The 21975-nt window shown below is 68.8% G+C and carries 20 protein-coding genes; 10 read left to right on the top strand and 10 right to left on the bottom strand.

The genetic code is table 11. The annotated features are described in order from the left end of the window. Nucleotides 1-89: 89 nt before the first annotated feature. From ACE11G_RS15895 to ACE11G_RS15885, 3 genes are all read right to left on the bottom strand, one after another. A complete protein-coding gene (locus tag ACE11G_RS15895; RefSeq protein WP_006896960.1) occupies nt 90-551 on the bottom strand; it encodes an SRPBCC family protein in 462 nt (153 codons plus the stop codon). A gap of 114 nt (nt 552-665) precedes the next feature. Then, complete coding sequence (locus tag ACE11G_RS15890; protein ID WP_222110932.1) at nt 666-1784, bottom strand: acyl-CoA dehydrogenase family protein; 1119 nt, start codon at nt 1782-1784, stop codon at nt 666-668. A 44-nt stretch (nt 1785-1828) separates the two neighbouring features. Next, a complete protein-coding gene (locus tag ACE11G_RS15885) occupies nt 1829-3025 on the bottom strand; it encodes an acyl-CoA dehydrogenase family protein (protein ID WP_375003036.1) in 1197 nt (398 codons plus the stop codon). Between the two features lie 99 nt (nt 3026-3124). On the opposite strand from ACE11G_RS15885, the gene ACE11G_RS15880 reads away from it, so the two are divergent. Continuing rightward, on the top strand, nt 3125-4531 hold the full coding sequence (locus tag ACE11G_RS15880; RefSeq protein WP_006896957.1) for an amidase: 1407 nt from the start codon (nt 3125-3127) through the stop codon (nt 4529-4531). 119 nt (nt 4532-4650) lie between these two features. Here the strand turns inward: ACE11G_RS15880 and ACE11G_RS15875 are convergent, their stop codons facing one another. The 6 genes from ACE11G_RS15875 to ACE11G_RS15850 form a co-directional block, all read right to left on the bottom strand. Further along, the gene (locus ACE11G_RS15875) at nt 4651-6279 is read right to left on the bottom strand and encodes a cation acetate symporter (protein ID WP_006896956.1); all 1629 of its coding nucleotides are present in this window, start codon (nt 6277-6279) and stop codon (nt 4651-4653) included. Then, complete coding sequence (locus ACE11G_RS15870; protein ID WP_006896955.1) at nt 6276-6653, bottom strand: DUF485 domain-containing protein; 378 nt, start codon at nt 6651-6653, stop codon at nt 6276-6278. Before ACE11G_RS15870 ends, ACE11G_RS15875 begins: the two co-directional genes overlap by 4 nt. 148 nt (nt 6654-6801) lie before the next feature. Continuing rightward, nucleotides 6802-8550, bottom strand: coding sequence for a cation acetate symporter (locus ACE11G_RS15865; protein WP_278125970.1), 1749 nt, complete (start codon nt 8548-8550; stop codon nt 6802-6804). After that, nucleotides 8547-8891 carry a hypothetical protein gene (locus ACE11G_RS15860; RefSeq protein ID WP_169317719.1) on the bottom strand — a complete coding sequence of 115 codons (345 nt, stop codon included), beginning with the start codon at nt 8889-8891 and terminating at the stop codon, nt 8547-8549. The genes ACE11G_RS15865 and ACE11G_RS15860 overlap by 4 nt, the downstream gene beginning before the upstream one ends. 78 nt (nt 8892-8969) lie before the next feature. Continuing rightward, nucleotides 8970-9758, bottom strand: coding sequence for a LytTR family DNA-binding domain-containing protein (locus ACE11G_RS15855; RefSeq protein ID WP_006896952.1), 789 nt, complete (start codon nt 9756-9758; stop codon nt 8970-8972). Then, nucleotides 9755-11008 carry a sensor histidine kinase gene (locus tag ACE11G_RS15850; protein ID WP_278125972.1) on the bottom strand — a complete coding sequence of 418 codons (1254 nt, stop codon included), beginning with the start codon at nt 11006-11008 and terminating at the stop codon, nt 9755-9757. Before ACE11G_RS15850 ends, ACE11G_RS15855 begins: the two co-directional genes overlap by 4 nt. 184 nt (nt 11009-11192) lie before the next feature. On the opposite strand from ACE11G_RS15850, the gene phoA reads away from it, so the two are divergent. Both phoA and groL read left to right on the top strand, forming a co-directional pair. Further along, a complete protein-coding gene (phoA, locus tag ACE11G_RS15845) occupies nt 11193-12662 on the top strand; it encodes an alkaline phosphatase (RefSeq protein WP_375003031.1) in 1470 nt (489 codons plus the stop codon). A gap of 238 nt (nt 12663-12900) precedes the next feature. After that, nucleotides 12901-14523, top strand: a complete 1623-nt coding sequence (gene groL / locus ACE11G_RS15840; RefSeq protein WP_006896949.1) for a chaperonin GroEL — start codon at nt 12901-12903, stop codon at nt 14521-14523. 81 nt (nt 14524-14604) lie between these two features. Here groL and ACE11G_RS15835 read toward each other — a convergent pair whose 3' ends face one another. Beyond that, the gene (locus ACE11G_RS15835; protein WP_278125974.1) at nt 14605-15930 is read right to left on the bottom strand and encodes an amidohydrolase; all 1326 of its coding nucleotides are present in this window, start codon (nt 15928-15930) and stop codon (nt 14605-14607) included. Nucleotides 15931-15973: 43 nt separating this feature from the next. Between ACE11G_RS15835 and ACE11G_RS15830 the strand changes: the two genes are divergently transcribed. The 7 genes from ACE11G_RS15830 to ppk2 all read left to right on the top strand — a co-directional run bounded on the left by ACE11G_RS15830 (nt 15974) and on the right by ppk2 (nt 21928). After that, nucleotides 15974-16804, top strand: coding sequence for a tyrosine-protein phosphatase (locus ACE11G_RS15830; RefSeq protein ID WP_375003029.1), 831 nt, complete (start codon nt 15974-15976; stop codon nt 16802-16804). Between the two features lie 4 nt (nt 16805-16808). Next, on the top strand, nt 16809-17411 hold the full coding sequence (locus tag ACE11G_RS15825; protein ID WP_341337452.1) for a TetR/AcrR family transcriptional regulator: 603 nt from the start codon (nt 16809-16811) through the stop codon (nt 17409-17411). Between the two features lie 61 nt (nt 17412-17472). Next, nucleotides 17473-17907 (top strand): SRPBCC family protein, encoded by a 435-nt coding sequence (locus tag ACE11G_RS15820; protein ID WP_006896945.1) that lies wholly within the window; start codon nt 17473-17475, stop codon nt 17905-17907. A 266-nt stretch (nt 17908-18173) separates the two neighbouring features. Further along, nucleotides 18174-18677: a DUF6764 family protein gene (locus tag ACE11G_RS15815; protein WP_231650280.1), complete on the top strand. Its 504-nt coding sequence runs from the start codon at nt 18174-18176 to the stop codon at nt 18675-18677. 120 nt (nt 18678-18797) lie between these two features. Further along, nucleotides 18798-19958, top strand: coding sequence for a HoxN/HupN/NixA family nickel/cobalt transporter (locus ACE11G_RS15810; RefSeq protein ID WP_375003025.1), 1161 nt, complete (start codon nt 18798-18800; stop codon nt 19956-19958). Continuing rightward, on the top strand, nt 19951-20916 hold the full coding sequence (locus ACE11G_RS15805) for an urea transporter (RefSeq protein ID WP_006896941.1): 966 nt from the start codon (nt 19951-19953) through the stop codon (nt 20914-20916). Before ACE11G_RS15810 ends, ACE11G_RS15805 begins: the two co-directional genes overlap by 8 nt. A 61-nt stretch (nt 20917-20977) precedes the next feature. Continuing rightward, entirely contained in the window at nt 20978-21928 is a 951-nt protein-coding gene (ppk2, locus tag ACE11G_RS15800; protein ID WP_039867673.1) for a polyphosphate kinase 2, read from the top strand. Nucleotides 21929-21975: the final 47 nt, after the last annotated feature.

Below are 21975 nucleotides of genomic sequence, written 5' to 3'. Positions count from 1 at the left end.
CGGGCCGCCGCCGGGATCGGCGGGCGGTGGCTGAGCGGGGATCTGTGGGTTCGGTCCATGCGCGCCCGAATGCGCGCAGATGGCGGTGGTCAGGCGGTCTGCGCAGCGCGCTTGATCTTGCCGAGGGTCTCGCGGATTCCCGCGGCCAGTTCCGCCTCGAACGACTTCTCGCCGCCCATCACCTTGTCGACGAGGGTGGAGGAGATCTTGGTGGTCTGCCCGCCCGGCACCGTGCGGCTCTCCGTGAGTCGCACGCCCGAGTCGGTCGGCTCGATCCGGAACGACCACACGGTCCGGTTGTCGAGCACGCGGAAGGCCAGCTCCTTGTTGGGCTCGAAGGTGACGACCTTCGATCGCGTGGGCCACACGAGCGGGCCGCGGCGGTTCACGTTCAGCGTGGTGGTGCCGAGTTTCACGTCACCGCCGAAGATGATCATCTTCTTGCACTGGGGGCTCCATTCGCCCATGCGGCGCAGATCGCTGACGACGGACCAGACCTTCTCCGGGCTGGCGTCGATCTCGATGGAGTCCTCGATGAGGGGTGCGGCCATTGTTGCCTCCGTTTCGATCGCGCCGAGCGGCTCGGCGCTGGGGTTTCGGTCACCTTAGTACATGTGACCGACGGTCACAGATTCGGTGGCCCGGCGTTCGGGCCGGGCGCAGGCTCAACCCACGGTGACCATGTCCCACTCGCCGATCGACGCCGAAAGCCGCTGGAGATGACTGTCGGCGTCGCCCAGGGTGTGCCCGATCGCGGTGAGCCGGCTGACGTAGTGCGCCACCGGATACTCGGCCGTCATTCCGATGCCGCCGTGCATCTGGATCGACTCCTGCCCGATGTGCCTGCCCGAACGGCAGATCTGCAGTTTGGCGCGGGAGGCGATGACGGGGTCCACGCGGCCCTCCGCGAGCGCCGCCGTCGCGTAGACGCTGAGGCTGGTGGCCAGCTCGAGTGAGACGTACATGTCGGCGGCGCGGTGGGTCAGCGCCTGGAAGGTCGCCAGCGGAACGCCGAACTGCTTGCGGGTCTTCAGATATCCGGTGGTCATCTCCAGCGACGCCCGCATGGCTCCGACCGCCTCCGCGCACAGGGCGGTCTGGGCGAGTACCTCCACCTCGGCGATGACGGCGGTGGCGTCGCCGGAACCGAGGCGGGTGGCCGGCGCACCGTCGAATTCGATCTGTGCGCCACGGCGGCGGTCGTGGGTGCGGTAGCCGGTGCGCGTCAGGCCCTCGGCCGTCCCGTCCACCAGGTAGAGACCCACCTGGCCGGCCTCGTCGCGGGCCGAGACCACCAGGGTGTCGGCGCAGTCGCCCGCGGCGACCAGCGACTTGGTGCCCGTCAACCGGCCGTCGGCGAAGGACGTGGCGATCGCGAACGCCGGCCAGCGATCACCGTTCTCGTGGTGGGCGAAGGCGCAGAGCCGCTCGCCCGACGAGAGGCCGCCGATGAGTTCGGCTCGGGTCTCGGGGTCGGCGGTGCGGGTCACCAGCAGTCCGGGTACCACGACGGCGTCGAGGAACGGTTCGGGTGCGATCGTCGCGCCGAACTCGCCCATCACCGGTGCGAGTTCCTCGGGTCCGGCGCCGGTGCCGCCGTCGGCCTCGTCGAATACCAGACCCAGGATGCCGATCTCGGCGAGCGCCGACCACACGTCGCGGCTCCAGCCCAGTTCGGTGTCGGTGACCGCGCGCAGGTTCTCGATGTCGCCGTATTTTCTGCCCAGTACGTCGCGGACGGTGTCGCGCAGCAGGACCTGTTCCTCTGAGAGTTCGAATTCCATTGTCTTCCTTGTGAAGTGGTATCGGAGTCGGGGTGTCTGCGCGATCAGAGGCCGAGTACGGCCTTGTCGATGATCTGCCGCTGGACCTCCGAGGACCCGCCGTAGATCGTCACCTTCCGGTGGTTGAGATACGCCGGGACGGTCAGCTGGGCCCAGTCGGGGCTCAGGATCTCCGCGGGGTCGCCCTCCGCGGCGGAGTCGATCGCCGACACCGGAAGCGAGTCGGGTCCGGCGATGTCGGCGAGCAGTTCGGTGGCGTCCTGCTGCAGCTGGGAGCCGCGGAGCTTCAGCAGCGACGACGCCGGATTCGGCTTCCCGTCGGCCGATCCGGCGACCACCCGGAGCTGGGTGATCTCCAGCGCCAGCAGCTCGTTCTCCAGGTTCGCGAGCCGCGCGGCGAAGAGCGGATCGTCCAGCAGCGTGCCGGCGGCGGTGCGAGTCCGGGCGGCGAGCTTCTTGGCCCCGGCGACCTTGGTCTTGGTCCATCCGACGCGGGCGATGCCCGACCGCTCGTTGCCGAGGAGGAACTTCGCGATCGTCCAGCCGAGGTTCTCCTCGCCGACCAGGTTCTCCGCCGGGACGCGGACGTCGGAGAAGAAGACCTCGTTGACCTCATAGCTGCCGTCGATCAACTGGATCGGCCGGATCTCGACACCGGGCGTGTCCATGGGGAAGAGGAAGAAGCTGATGCCCGCCTGCTTCTTCACGTCCGGGTCGGTCCGGGCCAGAGCGAAGATCCAGTCGGCGTACTGCCCCAGCGTGGTCCACGTCTTCTGTCCGTTGATGACGTAGTGGTCGCCGTCCCGGACCGCGCGGGTCTTCAGCGATGCGAGGTCGGAGCCGGCCTCGGGTTCGGAGAAGCCCTGACACCACCAGATGTCGAGGTTCGCGGTGGCGGGCAGGAACTTCTCCTTCTGCTCCTGCGACCCGAACTGCGCGATGACCGGGCCCACCATGCCCGCGTTGAAGGGGAGCAGGTCGGGCACGAAGTTGAGAGACATCTCCTCGCGCCAGATGTGATGCTGGATGGGCGTCCAGTCCCGACCGCCCCACTCCACCGGCCAGTGCGGCACGGCGTAGCCCGCCTTGTTCAGAATCCGGGTGGTGGTGACGATGTCTTCGGGGTAGTTCAGCGCACCGGCCTCACATCTCTGGCGGATCTCGGCGGGGATCTCGGTGGTGAAGTAGTGGTGGAGTTCTCGGCGGAAGGCTTCTTCCTCGGGAGTGAATTGCAGCTGCATCTCTGTAGTCTTACCCGCTCGGCCGGGTCGGGAGAAGGGCTCGCGCGAGTTGACTCGGGCGGGGGCCGGAGGCGGGCGGCCTCGGCTAGCGTGATCGGCATGAAACACGTTCACTCATTCGCCGACGACTGCCTCGGTGACCTCGACGCGGTCGGGCTGGCCGCGTCCATCGCCTCCGGAGCGATCTCGGCCGCCGAGGCGGCGCGTGCCGCGCTCGCCCGGATCGACGCGGTGGAGCCGCGACTGTCGGCGGTGGCCGTCGACGATCGGGAACGCGCGTTGGCGCGGGCGGAGGCCGACGACTTCACCGGCGTGTTCGCCGGTGTGCCCTCGCTGATCAAGAACAACACCGATTTCGCAGGGATCCCGACGCTCCACGGTTCGGCGGCGGTGGCGAACGTCCCCGCGCGCGCGGACGAGGCCGTGACGCGTGAGCTCGTCGGCACGGGGCTGAACATCCTCGGTGCATCGACGATGCCGGCCTTCGGTCTCACCGCGACCACCGAGTTCGCCGACCGGCCGCCGACCCGCAATCCGTGGGACACCGACTACTCCTGCGGTGCGTCGTCGGGCGGTGCCGCGGCGCTGGTCGCGGCGGGGGCGGTGCCGATCGCGCACGCCAACGACGGCGGCGGCTCCATCCGCATCCCCGCGGCGGCGTGTGGGCTGGTCGGTCTCAAACCCACGCGGGGGCGGGTGGCGCAGGCCAAGCAGATGCACGGCCTGCCGATCGACCTGGTGAGCAACGGCGTCGTCACGCGGTCGGTTCGCGACACCGCGCACTACTACGCGGATCTGGAACGGCAGCGGGAGGTCGCCTCGCTGCCGCCGATCGGCCTGGTCGAAGGTCCGGGCCGGGCGCGGCTCCGCGTCGCACTGATCAACACGCCTCTGACCGGCCGGCTCCTGGACGACGACACCGATCGCGAGCTGGCGGCGACCGTCGAACTGCTCGAATCGCTCGGGCACCGCGTGGAATCGGTTCCGATGCCCGTCGACCGCTCGTACATCGCCCAGTTCACCGACTACTGGGCGCTGCTGGCGTTCGGCATCGATCGCATGGGCGGCAGGTCGGTGGGCAAGGGATTCGACCGCTCGCGACTGGACCCGTTCACCAAGGGGTTGTCGGCGGCCTTCCTCAAGCACTTCTACCGCCTGCCGGCGTCGGTGATGGGGCTCAAGCGGGCGACGGCGAGATTCCGCAGCGCGTTCGAGGGGTACGACGTCATCCTCTCGCCGACGCTCGCGCACGCCGTGCCGGAGATCGGCTACCTGGCGCCGGACGGCGACTTCGACGAGATCTTCGCCCGGCTCGTCGACTACGTCGCCTTCACCCCCGCGAACAACAGCAGCGGCACCCCGGCCATCACGCTGCCGCTCGGCCGGAGTGCGAACGGTCTGCCGCTCGGGATGCACTTCTCGGCCGACCTCGGAGGCGAGCGCACACTGCTCGAACTCGCCTTCGAACTCGAGGCCGCCCGGCCGTTCGCCCGCATCCAGGACTGATCCACCGGGCGTCTCCGCCCATGTCTCCGCCCACGCCGAACGCGGCCCACGCCGAACGCGGCCCACGCCGAACGCACTGTGCCCCGCCCTTGCGGACGGGGCACAGTGCGTATCGGGGGTCAGTGAGCGAGTGCGCCTTCGGCGCCCACTCCGGTGAGCGAACGGACCTCCATCTCGGCGTTGCGGCCGGGCCGGCCGCGGTCGGGCGACGTCAGCGTCCCGACGATGCCGAGCACGAAGGCCAGCGGGATCGACACGATGCCGGGATTCGACAGCGGGAACCAGGCGAAGTCGGCTCCGGGGATCATCGCCTTGGCGCCGCCGGAGACGGCGGGGGAGAAGACGATCAGGACGATGCACGAGATCAGGCCGCCGTACATGCTCCACAGTGCGCCGCGGGTGTTGAACCGCTTCCAGTAGAGCGAGTACACGATGGTCGGCAGGTTCGCCGACGCCGCGACCGCGAACGCCAGCGCGACGAGGAAGGCGATGTTCTGACCGTTGGCGAGGATGCCGAGGATGATGCTGACCACGCCGAGCACCACGATGCAGCGACGCGAGACTCGCACCTGATCGTCCTCGGATGCCTTGCCGCGCTTGATGACCGACGCGTAGATGTCATGGGCGAACGATGCCGAGGCGGTGATCGCGAGCCCGGCCACCACGGCCAGGATGGTCGCGAACGCGACGGCGGAGATCACACCCAGCAGCACCGTTCCGCCGAGTTCGAGGGCCAGCAGCGGAGCGGCGGCGTTCTCCTTGCCCGCGGCGGACAGGATCCGGTCCGGGCCCACGAGCGCGGCGGCGCCGTAGCCGAGGATCAACGTGAACAGGTAGAAGGCGCCGATGAGGGAGATCGCCCAGACCACCGAGCGGCGGGCCTCCTTGGCGGTCGGAACGGTGTAGAAGCGCATCAGCACGTGCGGCAGACCGGCGGTGCCGAGAACGAGGGCCAGGCCCAGCGACAGGAAGTTGACCTTCGACATCGTCGATCCGCCGTACTGGGCACCGGGCGCGAGGACGTCGCGCGAGGCGACGGCCTTGTCCGCCGAATCGCCCATGGCGTTCTGCGCCTGACCGAGGATCTCCGAGACGTTGAAACCGAACTTGCCCAAGACCAGGAAGGTCATCACCGCGGCACCCGCGATCAACAGGACCGCCTTGATGATCTGCACCCAGGTGGTGCCCTTCATGCCGCCGATCAGCACGTAGGCGATCATCAGCACGCCGACGACGGCGATGACGATGGACTGTCCGGTGCGGTCGTGGATGTCCAGGAGCAGTGCGACCAGGCCGCCGGCTCCCGCCATCTGCGCGAGCAGATAGAACAGCGACACCACCAGGGTCGAGAGTGCGGCGGCCATGCGGACCGGCCGCTCTTTGAGCCGGAAGCTCAGCACGTCGGCCATCGTGAACCGGCCGGTGTTGCGCAGCAGTTCGGCCACCAGCAGCAGCGCGACGAGCCAGGCCACCAGGAAGCCGATGGAGTACAGGAATCCGTCGTAGCCGTAGACGGCGATCGCGCCGGCGATGCCGAGGAAGCTGGCGGCCGAGAGGTAGTCGCCCGAGATGGCGATGCCGTTCTGCGGGCCGGAGAACCCGCCGCCGGCGGTGAAGAACTCGGAGGCCGAGGCGTTCTTCCGGTTGGCGCGGATGACGACGATCATGGTCACCGCGACGAATGCGACGAAGATCGAGATGTTGATGGCCGGGTTGCCGACGGTCTCGGCGGCGAGCACGTGGTTCATCGCTGCGCCTTTCCGGCCGTCGAGTAGGTGCCGTCCGCGAAGTTCTCGCGGATGGCCTCCGACTGCGGATCCAGATCGCGGTTGGCGAACCGGACGTACAGGAATGTGATGCCGAACGTGGTGACGAACTGCAGCAGTCCGAGGATGAGGCCCACGTTGATGTTGCCCCAGACCGGGGTGGCCATGAAGTCGTGCGCGAAGGCTCCGAGGATGACGTAGCCCGCGTACCAGAGGAGGAAGAAGGCGGTCATCGGGAAGACGAAGCGGCGCAGCGCGGTGCGCAACCTCTGGAACTCTGGGCTGGCCTGCGCGACGAGGAACTCGTCCTGGGAAGGACTGACGTCCTTCGGCGCGGCATGATCGGTGACGGTCACGATCACTCCTTTGCTGGTGTGCTGCGGGGATGTAGCTGCACAAAGCATGAGTGAGACGACAGTCACGGGTAATGTCGTCTGTGACCTGAGCGACGAGCCATGGCGGCCGTGCGGTGAACGGTCGCCGCCGCCCGATGAACGGTAGCGGTCAGTCCTGCGCCGACGGGGTCCGTTCCACCCCGAGCCCGAGCCGTTCGGGCACGTGCATCCGAGCGAAGGCCGCGCCGGTGACCGCCGGGATCCGCGACCTGGTGGCCAGGCTGACGAGGACCATCGTGGCGAAGGTCAGGGGAACGGTGACCGCCGCGGGGAACCCGGCGATCACCGACAGCCAGCCGGCGCCCGCACCCTCGTCGATCGCCCCGGTCACCGCTACTCCGACCGCCAGCGCGGACGTGGTCGCGCCCACGCAGAGTCCGGCGATCGCACCGGCGGCGGTGAGTCCGCGCCACCAGATTCCCAGCACCAGCAGTGGGCACAGCGTGGACGCCGAGACCGCGAAGACCAGGCCCACCGACCGTGACAACTCCAGTGTCCCGGCGTTGAGGGCGATCACGATCGGCACCGCCCCGCCGAGCAGAGCGCAGATGCGGAAGCTGCGGACTCCCGGGGGCATCAGGTCGGTCGACATCACGCCGGCGATGCTGACCAGCAGTCCGGACGAGGTGGCGAGGAAGGCGGCCATGGCGCCGGCGGCCACGAGCGCCGACAGCCCGATCGCCCAGGCCCCGTGCAGCGCGGAGGCGGGCAGCAGCAGGACGGCGGCGTCGGCGGTGCCGGTCGCCAAGACCTGCGGGACCCACGCGCGGGCGAGTGCGCCGAGGACGGTCGGGAAGAGGTAGAAGACCGCCAGCGCCGCGATCACGTTCAACGCCGTCCGCCGCGCCGCACGGCCGTCGGGATTGGTGTAGAACCGCACGAGCACGTGCGGCAAGCCCATCGCGCCCAGGAAGGTCGCCACGATCAGCGAGAGCACCTGATAGAGCGGATGGCCCCCGCCCAGGCCGCCGCCCGATTCCATCCAGGCCGACCCGGTCTGCGGCGCGTTCGCCACCACCGGGGTCGCGGCGCCCTCGGCGAGGTCGATGACCGCGCCGCGATCGAGACGGTGCGTGCCCGCGCTCAACGGCTGGTCGACGACCGCGACGCGGTCCACGTCGCCGGTCGCCCGAACGCCCGCCGGGTCGGTCACCGTCACCTCCACCGGGGTGTCGACCCGGACGGTGGTGTCCGCGGACACCCGCGGTGGCAGCGGATCGCCGAGGCGCTGCGGGCTGTTCAGAAACACCGCGGCCAGCACCAGCGCGGGGATCGCGACGGCGGTGAGCTTGAGCCAGTACTGGATCGCCTGCGCGAAGGTCACCGATCGCATGCCAGCGCCGACCACGTTCACGATCACCAGCAGTCCGGTCGCGGTGACCCCGACCCACGGCGGCACGTGCAGCAGGATGTTCAGGGTCAGCCCGGCGCCCTGCAACTGCGGCACCAGGTACAGCACGCAGATCACGATCACCACGACCATCGCGGCCTTGCGCGCCCGAGTCGAGGCCAGCCGGAACTCGGCGAAGTCGGGCACGGTGTACGCGCCCGACCGGCGCAGCGGAGCGGCGGCGAAGAGCAGCAACGAGAGGTAGCCGGCGGTGAATCCGATGGGATACCAGAGCGCGTCGGCACCGTACTTGGCGACCAATCCGGCCACGCCGAGGAACGACGCCGCCGACAGGTACTCGCCGGCGATCGCCGCGGCGTTCCATCCCGCGCCGATGCTGCGCGAGGCGACCAGGAAGTCGGACGTCGACCGCGAGCCGCGTCCGCCGTAGGCGCCGACCGCGACGGTGCCGAGGGCCGCGAGTAGGACGGCGGCCACCGTCAGTGCCGCGACGTGCTCGGTTATCATCGCGTACCGCCGCCCGGGTCGTCGCCGCTGTCGGAGTCGGCGTCCACCAGCCGGACGAAGTCGCGTTCGGCCTGCTCGGCCAGCCGGATGTACAGGCGACCCGCCAGATACAGGAGCGGAAGGGGCAGCAGGCCGAGGATCAGCCAGTTCAGGCGCAGACCGAAGACCGTCGCGTCGGCGAACGGTTCGACGGTCGCGCCGATCAGCGGGATGGCGACGAAGATCGCGAGGACGGCCACGCCGAGCCGCAGCGCCAGCGCCAACTGGGCGCGGACCAGTCCGCGGACCAGATGCTCGCCGACGCCGGTCTGCTCGGCCACCTGCACTCGGGTGCGGACCATGCGCGCGCCTCGCCGCTCGGACAGGACGACGCGTTCGCGCTGTGGGGCCGGTTCACGGGCGGAGTCGGGCGCCACGGATCAGCCGTCCCGCCCGGAACGGAAGGTCCGCATCGGGTCACGGACCAATCGGTCCTTCAACTCGCGCACCTGCCTGCGGCTCACCGGCAGTTCCACCGCGGGCGAGGCGCCGTTGGCCCGGACCCGGACCATGGTCGACGCCCCGGTGGACCGCAGGCCGGTCACCATTGGCAGCGCCACCAGGTACGAACGGTGAACGCGTGCGAAACCTGCTCCTCCCCAGCGTGATTCGAGGGTCGAGAGAGTGACTCGGACGAGGTACGCGCCGGTGTCGGTGTGCAGTCGGGCGTAGTCGCCGACCGCCTCGATCCACGAGATGGAGTCGCGCTGCACCAGCGAGGTGATCCCGCCCGACTCCACCGGAATCACATCGTCGGCGGGTTCGTCCGGCTCCTCGGTCCGGACCGGACCCTCGCCGCCGGCGAGGGAGGCGAGGATGCGGCCCACCGCTTGATCGAGCCGTTCGGCTCGCAGTGGTTTGAGCAGATAGTCGACGGCACCGACGTCGAAGGCCTCGACCGCGCGGTCGTCATGCGCGGTGACGAAGACGATCGGCGGCGGCGCCGAGTAGTTGGCCAGGACCGCCGCCAGCTCCATGCCCGAGAGTCCCGGCATGGAGATGTCGAGGAACACCGCGTCGATCCGGCGCTCGGCGAGTTCGCGCAGCGCCTGGGTCGCGTCGGACGCCTTGTGCACCGCCGACACCGCGTCGTGACGGTTCAGCAGGTAGGTCAGTTCGTCGAGGGCGGGGATCTCGTCGTCCACGGCGAGCACGGTGAGGTCGGTCATCGGCTGCTCTCCTCCCGTCCGTCAAACCGTAGCGCGGCGGCCGGGCCTCCGGCGTGGATGCCCGCGGCGAACTTCGGGATGCGCATGCTGACTTTGGTTCCCGCTCCCACCGCCGTCTCGACGACCAGGCCGTAGTCGTTGCCGAACGCCGCGCGCAGCCGCTGGTCGACGTTCGTCAGTCCGACGTGTGCGCCGTCGGACTCTCGCGGTCCGGCCGGGTCGAGCGCGTCGATCGCACCCGTGCGCAGCAGTTCCGGATCCATGCCGACGCCGTCGTCCTCCACGCTCAGCAGACAGTCGGGTCCCGCGTTGCGCGCGACGATCGAGATGGTTCCGTCCCGGCGCCCGGCGAGGCCGTGCCGCACGGCGTTCTCCACCAGCGGCTGCAGTGCGAGAAAGGGCACGACGACGCCGAGGACCTCGGGTGCCACCTGAACCTTCACCGTCAGCCCGGGCCCGAAACGCGCTCGTTCGAGCGTGAGGTAGCGGTCGATGTTGCGGAGTTCGTCGGCCAGTACCGTGTACTCGCCCGCGGCGCGGAAGGAGTAGCGCGTGAAGTCGGCGAAGTCGAGGATCAGCTCGCGTGCGCGGTCGGGATCGGTGCGGACGAAGGATGCGATCGTGTTCAGTGCGTTGTAGATGAAATGCGGGCTGATCTGTGCGCGGAGGGCGAGGACCTCGGCGCGATCCAGTCGCGCGCGGGAGGCGTCGAGCTCGGCGAGCTGCAGTTGGCTGGCCGCATAGCGTGCGACCTCGGTGATGGCGCCGATACGGCCGGGGCCGGGCTCGGTCACCGATGCCACGACCAGTGCGCCGATGCCGATGCCGTCGGCCATCAGCGGCGCGGCCAGGAGACTGCGCAGGGGACCGACGCCGTCCGCGGGATCTCGCTGCACGCAGTGGCGGCCGTTCGCGAGCGTGTCGGCGGCCAGCGCGGCGGCCGCCGAGCGCATCGGCGGGGTCCACAGCTGTTCGTCGCCGTCGAAGGTCAGGAGCGATCCCTCGGCGTCGTAGAGCGCGAGTCCGTCGGCGCCGGTGAGCGCCCGCAACGGGCCGGCCGCCTCTGCCGCCGACTCGGCGGTGAGACCGCGGCGGAGCGGCCGGGCGGCCAGCGCCGCCGTGTGCAGGGTGTCGTGCACGGCGCGCTCGTGGGGTGTGCTCACCACTCGGCGCGTGCGCAGTGCGACGACGATCAGGACCGTCGCCAGCGCGACGCCGAGAACGGCGATCGCGATCAACTCACCCGACATGCGCAATCACGAATCGACGCTAGCAAGCGTGTCTCGCGGTCGACGCCGGATCGCCGGGCCGCAGGCGGATTCACCGGGCGTTCGCCTCCGGTACGCCGGATCGACTCGGGCGGGCACCCGCTCGTCGAATGGAGTTCGGTTCGAGGCCGACGGCCGTTCATATGCGACTGTTGGCATACCTTTCATGGCTCAGAACCTGGAGAAGAAGGCCCGCAGAGCGGGCGCACTCGCGGCAGCAGCTCTCGGACTCACCGGAGTGCTCGGCGCGTGCTCGGTCGGCGTCGACGGCGACAAGGCCGCAGACGTCGACATCTCGCGCGCGGCCACCGGCGACATCACGGTGCACGGCGGTGCCCGGCGGCTGGCGGAGGATCAGACGCAGGCGATCGCCGATTCGATTCAGAAGTCGGGAGCCAAGAACGTCATCCTGATCATCGGTGACGGCACCGCGAACCAGGAACTGACCCTGGCTCGCAACTACCAGTGGGGTGCGGCCGGCGCGATCCCCGGTATCGACGAGCTTCCGCTGAGCGGTGACTACACCACGTACTCGTTGAACAAGGACACCCACAAGCCCGATTACACGACCGACTCGGCGGCCTCCGGCACGGCGTGGTCGACGGGGACGAAGACGTACAACGGCGCTGTCGGCGTCGACGTGAACGGGGTGCCGCAACGCACGATCCTGGAGATCGCCCGCGCCAACGGTCTGCGCACCGGAGACGTCACGACCACCGAGCTGCAGGATGCGACGCCTGCCGTGCAGGTGGCCCACGTGACTCAGCGCAAGTGCTACGGCCCGAAGGAGACCACCGAGAAGTGCCCGGAGAACGCGCTCGAGAACGGCGGCGCGGGATCGATCACCGAACAGCTCCTGGCGGCCCGCCCCGACGTCACGTTCGGCGGCGGGTGGGCCACCTTCGCGCAGACGGCCACGGCGGGCCGATACCAGGGGAAGACGCTCGAGGCGCAGGCCAAGGAGCGCGGCTATCAGATCGTCCGCTCGGCGGACGAGATGCACGATGTGACCGTAGCGGACCAGGACAAGCCGGTGCTCGGTGTCTTCGCCGACGGCAACCTGCCGCGCATCTGGGACAAGGCGACCGCCGTCAAGGACGGCATCGAGCAGCCGCCGGTCCGGTGCGCGCCCAATCCAGCGTTCACCTCGGCCACGCCCAAGCTCGGAGACATGACTCAGAAGGCGATCGACCTGTTGAAGAACGACAAGGGGTTCTTCCTGCAGGTGGAGTCCGGGTCGGTCGACAAGGCCAACCACGACGCCGATCCGTGCGGTCAGATCGGCGAGACGGTGCAGTTGTCGGATGCGGTGAGCAAGGCGCTCGACTTCGCGAAGAAGGACAAGAACACGCTGGTGATCGTCACCGGCGACCATGCGCACACCAGCCAGGTGGTGGAACCGCATCCGGAGCTGCCGATGCCCGGACTCACCCGGCTGCTGACCGGTCGCGACGGCGACCCGATCGCGGTCAACTACGGGACCTCGCTCGAGCCGGGGGAGGAGCAGCACACCGGCGGGCAGGTCCGGATCGCGGCGTACGGTCCGGGTGCGGCCAACGTCGTCGGCCTCAGCGATCAGACCGATCCGTTCTTCTACATCACCGACCAGCTGGGACTCGACCGCACCAAGAGGTAGCGGCCCTGGACGTGGTTGCTGACCTGCTTATACGCGCCGAAGCGGCGGCCGTCGAGCTCCGGGGCCAGACCTTGCACTCTCACCATGCGAGTGCTAAAACGGAGTCTGGCACTCACGGAGTGTGAGTGCCAGGTCGGAACGGTGAGATCGGTCCAACAGACACCCCGGTCGTCCGTCGCGGGCATCGAGTCCGGCCCAGAAGACTTAGTGTCACCCCCTACCGGAGGATCACTTACCAATGGCAAAGCAGATTGCTTTCGACGAAGAGGCCCGTCGCGGACTCGAGCGCGGCCTGAACAGCCTCGCCGACACCGTCAAGGTCACCCTTGGACCGAAGGGTCGCAACGTCGTCCTGGAGAAGAAGTGGGGCGCCCCCACCATCACCAACGACGGTGTCTCGATCGCCAAGGAGATCGAACTCGAGGACCCGTACGAGAAGATCGGCGCTGAGCTGGTCAAGGAAGTCGCGAAGAAGACGGACGACATCGCCGGCGACGGCACCACCACCGCCACCGTTCTGGCACAGGCGCTGGTCCGCGAGGGGCTGCGCAACGTCGCGGCCGGCGCGAACCCGCTCGGCCTCAAGCGCGGCATCGAGAAGGCCGTCGCGGCCGTCACCGAGTCGCTGCTGAAGTCGGCCAAGGAGGTCGAGACCAAGGAGCAGATCGCTGCCACCGCGGGCATCTCCGCCGGCGACCAGTCGATCGGCGACCTGATCGCCGAGGCGATGGACAAGGTCGGCAACGAGGGTGTCATCACCGTCGAAGAGGCTCAGACCTTCGGTCTGCAGCTGGAGCTCACCGAGGGCATGCGCTTCGACAAGGGCTACATCTCGGGCTACTTCGTCACCGACGCCGACCGCCAGGAGGCCGTCCTCGAGGATCCGTACATCCTGCTCGTCTCGAGCAAGGTGTCGACCATCAAGGACCTCCTGCCGCTGCTGGAGAAGGTCATCCAGTCGGGTAAGCCGCTGGTGATCATCGCCGAGGACGTCGAGGGCGAGGCTCTCTCGACCCTGATCGTCAACAAGCTCAAGGGCACCTTCAAGTCCGTCGCCGTCAAGGCCCCGGGCTTCGGTGACCGCCGCAAGGCCATGCTGGCCGACATCGCCATCCTCACCGGTGGCGAGGTCATCAGCGAAGAGGTCGGCCTGTCGCTGGAGAGCGCCGGCCTGGAGCTGCTGGGCACCGCCCGCAAGGTCGTCGTCACCAAGGACGAGACCACCATCGTCGACGGTGCCGGCGATGCCGACGCCATCTCGGGTCGCGTCGCACAGATCCGCGGCGAGATCGAGAACAGCGACAGCGACTACGACCGTGAGAAGCTGCAGGAGCGTCTGGCCAAGCTGGCCGGCGGTGTCGCAGTCATCAAGGCCGGCGCTGCCACCGAGGTGGAGCTCAAGGAGCGCAAGCACCGCATCGAGGACGCCGTCCGCAACGCGAAGGCTGCCGTCGAAGAGGGCATCGTCGCCGGCGGCGGCGTGGCCCTGCTGCAGTCGGAGCCTGCCATCGACGGTCTCGCTCTCGAGGGCGACGAGGCCACCGGCGCCAACATCGTGAAGGTCGCTCTGGAGGCTCCGGCCAAGCAGATCGCCGTCAACGCAGGCCTCGAGCCGGGCGTCGTCGCGGACAAGGTCCGCAACTCGCCGCTCGGCACCGGCCTGAACGCGTCGACCAACACCTACGAGGACCTGCTCGCCGCGGGCATCAACGACCCGGTCAAGGTCACCCGCTCGGCGCTGCAGAACGCGGCTTCGATCGCCGGTCTGTTCCTCACCACCGAGGCCGTCGTCGCCGACAAGCCCGAGAAGGCCGCTCCGGCCATGCCGGGTGCCGACGAGATGGGCGGCATGGGCTTCTGATCTGATTCAGAATCCCCTGCGATTCCACGCAGAACGAAGGCCGGTCACCCGAAGGGGTGGCCGGCCTTCGGCGTCGCGGGGTCAGCTCCGGTTCAACAGGCCGAGCATCGAGTAGGCGGCGACCTTGGCGCCGAAGGGGATGGCCGACAGGTCCACCAGGTAGTTCGGGTTGTGCGGAGCGAACGGGAACGGCTCGCCCTGCGCCTGGGCCGCCGCGAAGGTCTCATGGTTCGCGATGCCGACCAGGAGGTAGTTGAACGGCATCTCCGGGTACGGGCCCTTCAGCAGCTGGACGTCCTCCGAACCGGTGGCTCGCGGCATGTCGGTGACGATCTGCTGGTCGCCGAGGACCGCCGCGAGCGTTCGGGCCATGCGTTCGGACAACTCGAGGTCGTTCACCAGCGGACTCGACCCGCCCTTCAGGGTGATCTCCGGCAGCTTGTCCTCGGGCATCCCGTACGTCCTGGCGATCCCGTCGGCGACCGACTCGACCGCTGACAGCATGATCTCCCGGACCGCGGGGTCGTACCAGCGCAGATTCGCCTTGAGCAGGGCCTGTGTGGGGATCACGTTGTTGTCGGAGCCGGCGTGGACGGCGCCGACGGTGAGCACGGCGGTCTGCTGCGGATCGATCATCCGCGACACGATGGTCTGGAACTCCACGATGGCCATCGCGGCCATCAGCACCGGGTCCTTCGCCTTCTGCGGCATGGAGCCGTGGCCTCCGACACCGTGGAAGAGGATGTCGAGCTGATCGGTGCCCGCGAGCCGCGGACCCGGAGACGAGACGACCACCCCCACCGGGGCGGGCGCGGTGTGCATGCCGATGAACACGTCCGGTTTGGGGATGAAGTTGTACAGACCGTCGTCCACCATCGCCTTGGCTCCGGTGATCGGCTCCTCTGCGGGTTGACCGATCAGGACCAGGGTCCCGGACCAGCGGTCCTTGAGTTCGATCAGTGCGTGCGCCATCCCCAGCATCCAGGTGACGTGCGCGTCGTGGCCGCAGACGTGGGCCACCGGCACCTCGGTGCCGTCCTCGCGCGTGACCCGCTTCTCACTCGCGTACTCGACGCCCGTCTCCTCCTGCACCGCCAGTGCGTCCATATCGGCGCGGTACATCACCACCGGACCGTCGCCGTTGCGGTAGATGGCGGCCACCCCCGTGGTACCGATCCCGGTCGTGATGTCGAAGCCGAGGTTCTGCAGGGCCAGCTCGATGATGCGGGCGGTCCGGACTTCGGCGAATCCGAGTTCGGGATCGCGGTGGATGTCCTTGAACGTCTCCACCAGCCGGTCGGTGTCGGCGTCGATGATCCGGTCCACGTCGGCGACGAGGTCTGCGGGGAGGGAATCGGTCAGCGGCTCGCCGTCGTGGGCGTCTGGGAGAGTGCTCACATCCGCCATGTTAGACAGCGTGCCGAGCCTCGGCTGAGCATAATGAGACTTCATGACCGACCAGCAGACCCGGGTCCCCGGCGCCCCCAGTCCGTTCCCCGTGCTCCCCAATCTGCGTGATCTCGGCGGATGGGTCGGAGTCGAGAGGCGGCCGGTCCGCCACGGAATGCTGTTCCGGTCCACCGATTTCCGGACCATCGTTCACGACTCCTCGGCGGTCGCCGAGATCGCCGCGACTCTCGGCCTCCGCACCGTCTACGATCTGCGGTCGGCCGGCGAGACCGAAGCGATGCCGGACCCGGTGTGGGCCGACGTCGCCGAAGTGCACCTGGACGTCCTGGCCGATGCGCAGACCGCCGTACCCGCCAACCTGGCGACCGTCCTGACCGATCCGGCGGGTGTCGCCGAGATCAATCGGGTGCTCGAGAGCGGCGGCGCCATCTCGACGATGGCGGGCACGTATCGCCAGATGATCACCCTCGACAGCGCGAAGACCGGTTACCGCCGCTTCTACGAGGGGCTCCTCGGCGAGGACCGATCGCCGGCCTTGTTCCACTGCACCACCGGCAAGGACCGCACCGGCTGGGCCTCGGCGTCCTTCCTGTCGCTGATGGGCGTCGCCCGCGACGACGTCTTCAGCGACTATCTGCTCACCAACGACCGTCTGGTTCCGGCCCTGGCCCCGGTGTTCGAGAAGTTCACGGCTGCGGGCGGCGACGCGGATGCGCTGAGGCAGGTCCTGGGTGTGCGGCCGGAGTATCTCGCGGCGGCGTTCGACGAGGTGGATCGGGTTCACGGCGGCATGGAGGCGTATTTCGCCGAGGCTCTCGGAATCGACTCCGCCGCGCAGTCCGAACTGCGAGAGCGGTTCCTCGAGGCCTGAGGCTGTGAGATCGCCGGAGCCGGACTCGCCGCGGGCCGCGATGGTTCGGTGCGCGGCCGACCTCATCGCCCGCCACGGAGTCGCGGGTACCTCGATCGGCGACGTACTGGCAGCTGCCGACGCCGCCCGCGGATCGGTCTACTACCACTTTCCGGGCGGTCGCGCTCAGCTGATGGCCGAGGCCGTCTACTTCGCGGGCGAGGTACTCGGGGCGGAGCTGAATCGCGCCCGTAGGCGGCCGCTTCCCGACGCGGTGGCCGCCGTCGCCGGCATCTGGCGCCGGAGGCTGATCGAAACCGACTTCGAGGTCGGCTGCCCGGTGGCGGCGGGTGCGCAGGCACGCGAGCGCGACCCTGAGGCGGCCCAGGCCGGCGAAGAGGTCTTTCTGCAGTGGACGCATCTGCTGGCGGCCCGGTTCCGTGAGGAGGGCTTCGACGACCGGCGCGCGGACGAACTCGCCGATGCGGTCCTGTCGGGCATCGAAGGCGCGGTGGTTCTGTGCCGAGCGCGGCGCAGCGTCGAGCCGCTCGACCGCGTCGTGCTCACGCTGAACGAGCTGGTTCGACGCCCCGTTCCCGAAACCGTGACCGATGCGGAACCGCGCTGAGGAGAGTGAAGATTCCGGCGGCGGCCGGGTCCATCGTCACCGGCTGGGGTAGGTTCTGTCCATGGCTGTCTCTGCATCAACAGAATTCGACCTCAAGGCCCCGCTCGCGCTGGTGATGGAGGTGCTGCTCGACGTCGAGTCCCTGCCGGAGTGGTCGGGCCCGCACAAGTCGGCGAAGATCCTCACCGAGGACGCCGACGGGCGGCCCGCTCGCGTGGAGGTCTCGGTGAGTGCGGTCGGCATGACCGACAACCAGACCCTCGACTACTCCTGGACCGACAACACCTGCACCTGGGATCTGGTCGAGAGCGATCAGCTCAGCGAGCAGCACGGCGTCTACACGCTCACCGAGAACGGCGATACGACGCACGTGAAGTTCGACCTCACCGTCGACCTGAAGATCAAGCTCCCCGGACTCATCGTCAAGCGAGCCCAGAAGATGGCGGTCGACACCGCCAAGAAGGGACTCACCGAGGAGGTCAAGCGCCGCAGCTGAGCGCGACTCGGACTCGAGACGCTCACAGTAGACGCGAACTTCGACGACAGAACCCCCGTCCCGGACGGGGGTTCTGTCGTCTCGCGTCGCGCCTGCGGGTGGGGCGACCACGGCCCGATGCCACGGCAGGAATCAGTCCGGTCACGATCGGCTGTGAGGAACCTGGAATCGCGAAACTCGCGAGTAGGGTGGCGGCTGCATCGTGCGCCGGTGAGCGGCCGCACAGTCGCGTCTTGTTGAGAGGGACAGTCATGCGAATCGGGTCGTTGTTCTTTCGTGTCGTGTTCGGGATCGCCGCCGTCGCCGCGGCGTTCGGACTGACGTCGTTGCTGGGCGGTGGTCACGCCGCGGCGTCGACCAACTGCACCGCGAACGACAACCAGCGCGTCGAGCGCGCCAACGGCCAGAGTCATTGCATCGCGAACGCCGGTCCGGGCAGCCGCGCCTCGGCGCAGGACACCACGAACAACGGTGCGGCGCTCGCCGTCGCGACGACCGGAGGGACGGCGACGGCGCAGAACAACGGCGTCAATTCGTCGGCGCTCGCGAGCGGCATCCACCGGGGCAACGGTTACGCGTACACGATGGGCCCGTACTCCACGTCGGTGGCGCAGGGCCGCAGCGGCGGTACCACGGTCGCGGTGTCCGGAGCGGCGGGCGGAGCGTTCGCCACCGGCGACGGCGTCGCGTGCCTGGGCAGCATGGCCGCCACCTACGACACGACCACCGGTCGGGGCTGCTTCCGGTGGGGCGAATTGTACGTGCACTGAGACGAAGTCGGCCGATCCGGCTTATGCTTCGCGAATGACGGTAGTGCGGATCGGTTCCTTCACTCTCCCTTCCTCTCTGCTCAGGCCCGCGCGGGCGGATGATCCGTCGGCGGCGCGGCCGTGACCGCCTCGACGGACTCCCGGCCGGGACCGGTGCGCCGTCTGCAGGCCCTCTGGGGCGGACTGTCGGCGCGCGACCGCCTGTCACTCGGCGGTATGACCGCGGTGGTGGTGCTCCTGCACGTGGTGGGCATCGGTATGCTCGTGGGTCTGGCGGCGCCCGAGCACTTCCAACTCGGGGGTGCCCACACCGAGTTCACCGTCGGCGTGGGCATGCTGGCGTACACCTTCGGCCTCCGGCACGCCTTCGACGCCGATCACATCGCCGCGGTCGACAACGCCACCCGGAAACTGCTGGCGGACGACGCCGATCGCCGGGCCGACGGACTGCCCGCCCGGCCGAAGCCCCTCTCGGTCGGGTTCTGGTTCTCGCTGGGGCACTCGACCATCGTCTTCGGGCTGACGGTCCTGCTGGCGGTGGGCGTTCGGGCACTCGCCGGGCAGATCGAGGACGATTCGTCGACCCTGCATTCGATCACCGGTGTGATCGGGGCGTCGGTGTCGGGAGTGTTCCTGTGGATCCTCGGGGCGGCCAACCTCGTGGTGCTCATCGGCATCGTCAGGGTCTTTCGCGAGATGCGGCGCGGTGAGTTCGACGAGGAGGCACTGGAGGAGCAGCTCAACAAGCGCGGCTTCATGAACCGACTGCTCGGCGGGCTGGCGAAGTCGGTGCGCAAGCCGTGGCACATCTATCCCGTCGGCGTGCTGTTCGGTCTCGGCTTCGACACCGCCACCGAGGTGGGCCTGCTGGTGCTCGCGGGCGGTGCGGCGGCGTTCTACCTGCCGTTCTACGCGATCCTCGTGCTGCCGATCCTGTTCGCCGCCGGGATGTGCCTGATGGACACCGCTGACGGGGTGTTCATGAACGCGGCATACGGCTGGGCCTTCGCACGGCCGGTGCGGAAGGTCTACTACAACATCACGATCACCTCGATCTCCGTGGCGGCGGCTCTCGGGATCGGCACGGTGGAATTGGCCGGGGTGCTCGCCGACGAGACTCACGTCGAGTCCGGGCCGCTGGCGTGGGTCGCCGGAATCGACTTGGACTACGCGGGATTCGTGATCGTCGGGGTGTTCGTCGCCGCATGGGCCGCGGCACTGGCGATCTGGCATTTCGGCGATATCGAGAACCGCTGGAAGCAGGAGGTCCGCAGTGAGTGACGTCGAGACGCGGACGGACGCTCCGGCCGAACCTTTCGGGTCGCCGCGCGACGCGGCGGCCACCGCACTCAACGGGATCGGTCAGATCTACTTCCAGCCGAACGTGTGGTGCGGTCTGCTGATCCTGGCGGGATTCGCGGTCGCGGACTGGGGAATGGCGCTGCTGGGCGTCATCGGGCTGGCGGCTTCGACCGCCGCGGGGGTCGCCCTGCGCGACCGCTTCCCCGGGTCGCCCGACGGTTCGGCGCTGCGCGCCGGAATGCACGGCTTCTGCGGGATTCTCGTGGGTGCGGCGGCCTTCACCATGCTCGGAGCGGGCTGGGCCGGTGTGATCGCCACGGTGGTCGGCGGATTGCTGTGCGGTCCGATCACCGTCGCCTTCGTCGCGCTGTTCGCCGCCCGCGGATTCGCGCAGTTCGCGCTGCCCGCGACGACGGCGCCGTTCTGCCTGGTGGCCGAGGCCGTCCACTACGCCACCGAGCCGCTGCAGGAGCCCGCGGGCGCGCTGGCGGAGATCGACGGCAACCGCTTCGAGGTCGCCGTGCACGCGATCCTCAGCGGGATCTCGCAGGTGGTTCTGATCGACGATCCGATCTCCGGTCTGCTGATCCTCGTCGGCCTGACCGTCGCGGGCTGGCGGGTGGGTCTGGCGGCGCTCCTGGGCAGCGCGCTGGCCGCCGGTTTCGCCGTCGCGATCGGATCCTCGCCGCTGCGCGACTATCACGGACTCGACGGCTACTCGTCGGTGCTGGTCGCGATCGCGATGGCGTGCGTGTTCCTCTCTGGACGGTGGATGCCGTGGGTGATGGCGGTGATCGGAGCACTGCTGGCGGTCTTGCTCGAGCGGCTCATGCTCGGAACCCAGGTGCCGCTCTTCACGTGGCCGTACGTCCTGATCACCTGGATCCTGCTGGTGATCGTCCGCTTCGTGCCGGGTGTGCACCGCGCGCCGGGCTGACCCCGACACGCTGCTGGTGCCGGAGCCGCCGAACCGGGCTAATCTGACGGACGTGGATGGAATCACCGGCGACAGCAACCCCGTTCAGCACGTGGGACCCGACCTCAGCCTGGTCTCCGGGCGCGAGGCTCTGCAGCACCTCGTGGACCTGCGGAACACCGCCGGGTTCGCCGTCGTCGACGATGACGACGACGATCCCATCCTGCTGACTCTCCCGACCCGGAACGTGGTGGACACCTGGCGCGAGGACTACCCGTACGACGAGCGGATGAGCCGCCGCGAGTACGAGGTCACCAAACGCCGTCTGCAGATCGAACTGCTGAAGCTGCAGAAGTGGACCAAGCAGACCGGGCAGCGGCATCTGCTCGTTTTCGAGGGGCGCGACGCGGCGGGCAAGGGCGGCACCATCAAGCGGTTCAACGAGCACCTCAATCCCCGCGGTGCCAGGACCGTCGCCCTGGAGAAGCCCACCGAGCGCGAAGCCACCGAGTGGTATTTCCAGCGGTACGTCCAGCATCTGCCCGCAGCCGGAGAGATGGTCTTCTTCGACCGCTCCTGGTACAACCGGGCCGGCGTGGAGCGGGTGATGAACTTCTGCACCGACGCGCAGTACGCGCAGTTCATGCAGCAGGCGCCCGCGTTCGAGAAGATGCTGGTCGACGATGGCATCCACCTGGTGAAGTTCTGGTTCTCGGTGACGCCGCTGGAACAGCGGACCCGGTTCGCGATCCGGCAGATCGACCCGGTGCGCCAGTGGAAGCTCTCGCCGATGGATCTGGCGTCGCTCGATCGCTGGGACTCGTACACCGAGGCCAAGGAGCAGATGTTCGCCGACACCGACACCGATTTCGCGCCATGGACCGTCGTGAAGAGCAACGACAAGAAGCGGGCCCGCATCAACGCCATGCGGTACGTGCTGAGTCTGCACGAGTACGACGGCAAGGACGAGGCGCTGGTGGGAGTCCCCGATCCGGCGATCGTGGGCCGCGCGCGCGATGTGATCGGTGAATGACCCCGGCCTCGTCGGCTTGGCAGTCCGCCGCGATCACCCGGTAGCCT

The sequence above is a fragment of the Gordonia sp. PS3 genome (assembly GCF_041950545.1).
Lineage (GTDB): Bacteria > Actinomycetota > Actinomycetes > Mycobacteriales > Mycobacteriaceae > Gordonia > Gordonia sihwensis.
The sequence above is the reverse complement of the archived record's forward strand: the minus strand, read 5'-3'. Positions and strand labels throughout refer to the sequence as shown.

Excerpts from the sequence above, each read along its gene's own strand:
- ACE11G_RS15895 (WP_006896960.1), bottom strand. The coding sequence starts at position 551 with ATGGCCGCACCCCTCATCGAGGACTCCATCGAGATCGACGCCAGCCCG.
- ACE11G_RS15890 (WP_222110932.1), bottom strand. The coding sequence starts at position 1,784 with ATGGAATTCGAACTCTCAGAGGAACAGGTCCTGCTGCGCGACACCGTC.
- ACE11G_RS15885 (WP_375003036.1), bottom strand. The coding sequence starts at position 3,025 with ATGCAGCTGCAATTCACTCCCGAGGAAGAAGCCTTCCGCCGAGAACTC.
- ACE11G_RS15880 (WP_006896957.1), top strand. The coding sequence starts at position 3,125 with ATGAAACACGTTCACTCATTCGCCGACGACTGCCTCGGTGACCTCGAC.
- ACE11G_RS15875 (WP_006896956.1), bottom strand. The coding sequence starts at position 6,279 with ATGAACCACGTGCTCGCCGCCGAGACCGTCGGCAACCCGGCCATCAAC.
- ACE11G_RS15865 (WP_278125970.1), bottom strand. The coding sequence starts at position 8,550 with ATGATAACCGAGCACGTCGCGGCACTGACGGTGGCCGCCGTCCTACTC.
- ACE11G_RS15860 (WP_169317719.1), bottom strand. The coding sequence starts at position 8,891 with ATGGTCCGCACCCGAGTGCAGGTGGCCGAGCAGACCGGCGTCGGCGAG.
- ACE11G_RS15855 (WP_006896952.1), bottom strand. The coding sequence starts at position 9,758 with ATGACCGACCTCACCGTGCTCGCCGTGGACGACGAGATCCCCGCCCTC.
- ACE11G_RS15850 (WP_278125972.1), bottom strand. The coding sequence starts at position 11,008 with ATGTCGGGTGAGTTGATCGCGATCGCCGTTCTCGGCGTCGCGCTGGCG.
- phoA (WP_375003031.1), top strand. The coding sequence starts at position 11,193 with ATGGCTCAGAACCTGGAGAAGAAGGCCCGCAGAGCGGGCGCACTCGCG.
- groL (WP_006896949.1), top strand. The coding sequence starts at position 12,901 with ATGGCAAAGCAGATTGCTTTCGACGAAGAGGCCCGTCGCGGACTCGAG.
- ACE11G_RS15835 (WP_278125974.1), bottom strand. The coding sequence starts at position 15,930 with ATGGCGGATGTGAGCACTCTCCCAGACGCCCACGACGGCGAGCCGCTG.
- ACE11G_RS15830 (WP_375003029.1), top strand. The coding sequence starts at position 15,974 with ATGACCGACCAGCAGACCCGGGTCCCCGGCGCCCCCAGTCCGTTCCCC.
- ACE11G_RS15820 (WP_006896945.1), top strand. The coding sequence starts at position 17,473 with ATGGCTGTCTCTGCATCAACAGAATTCGACCTCAAGGCCCCGCTCGCG.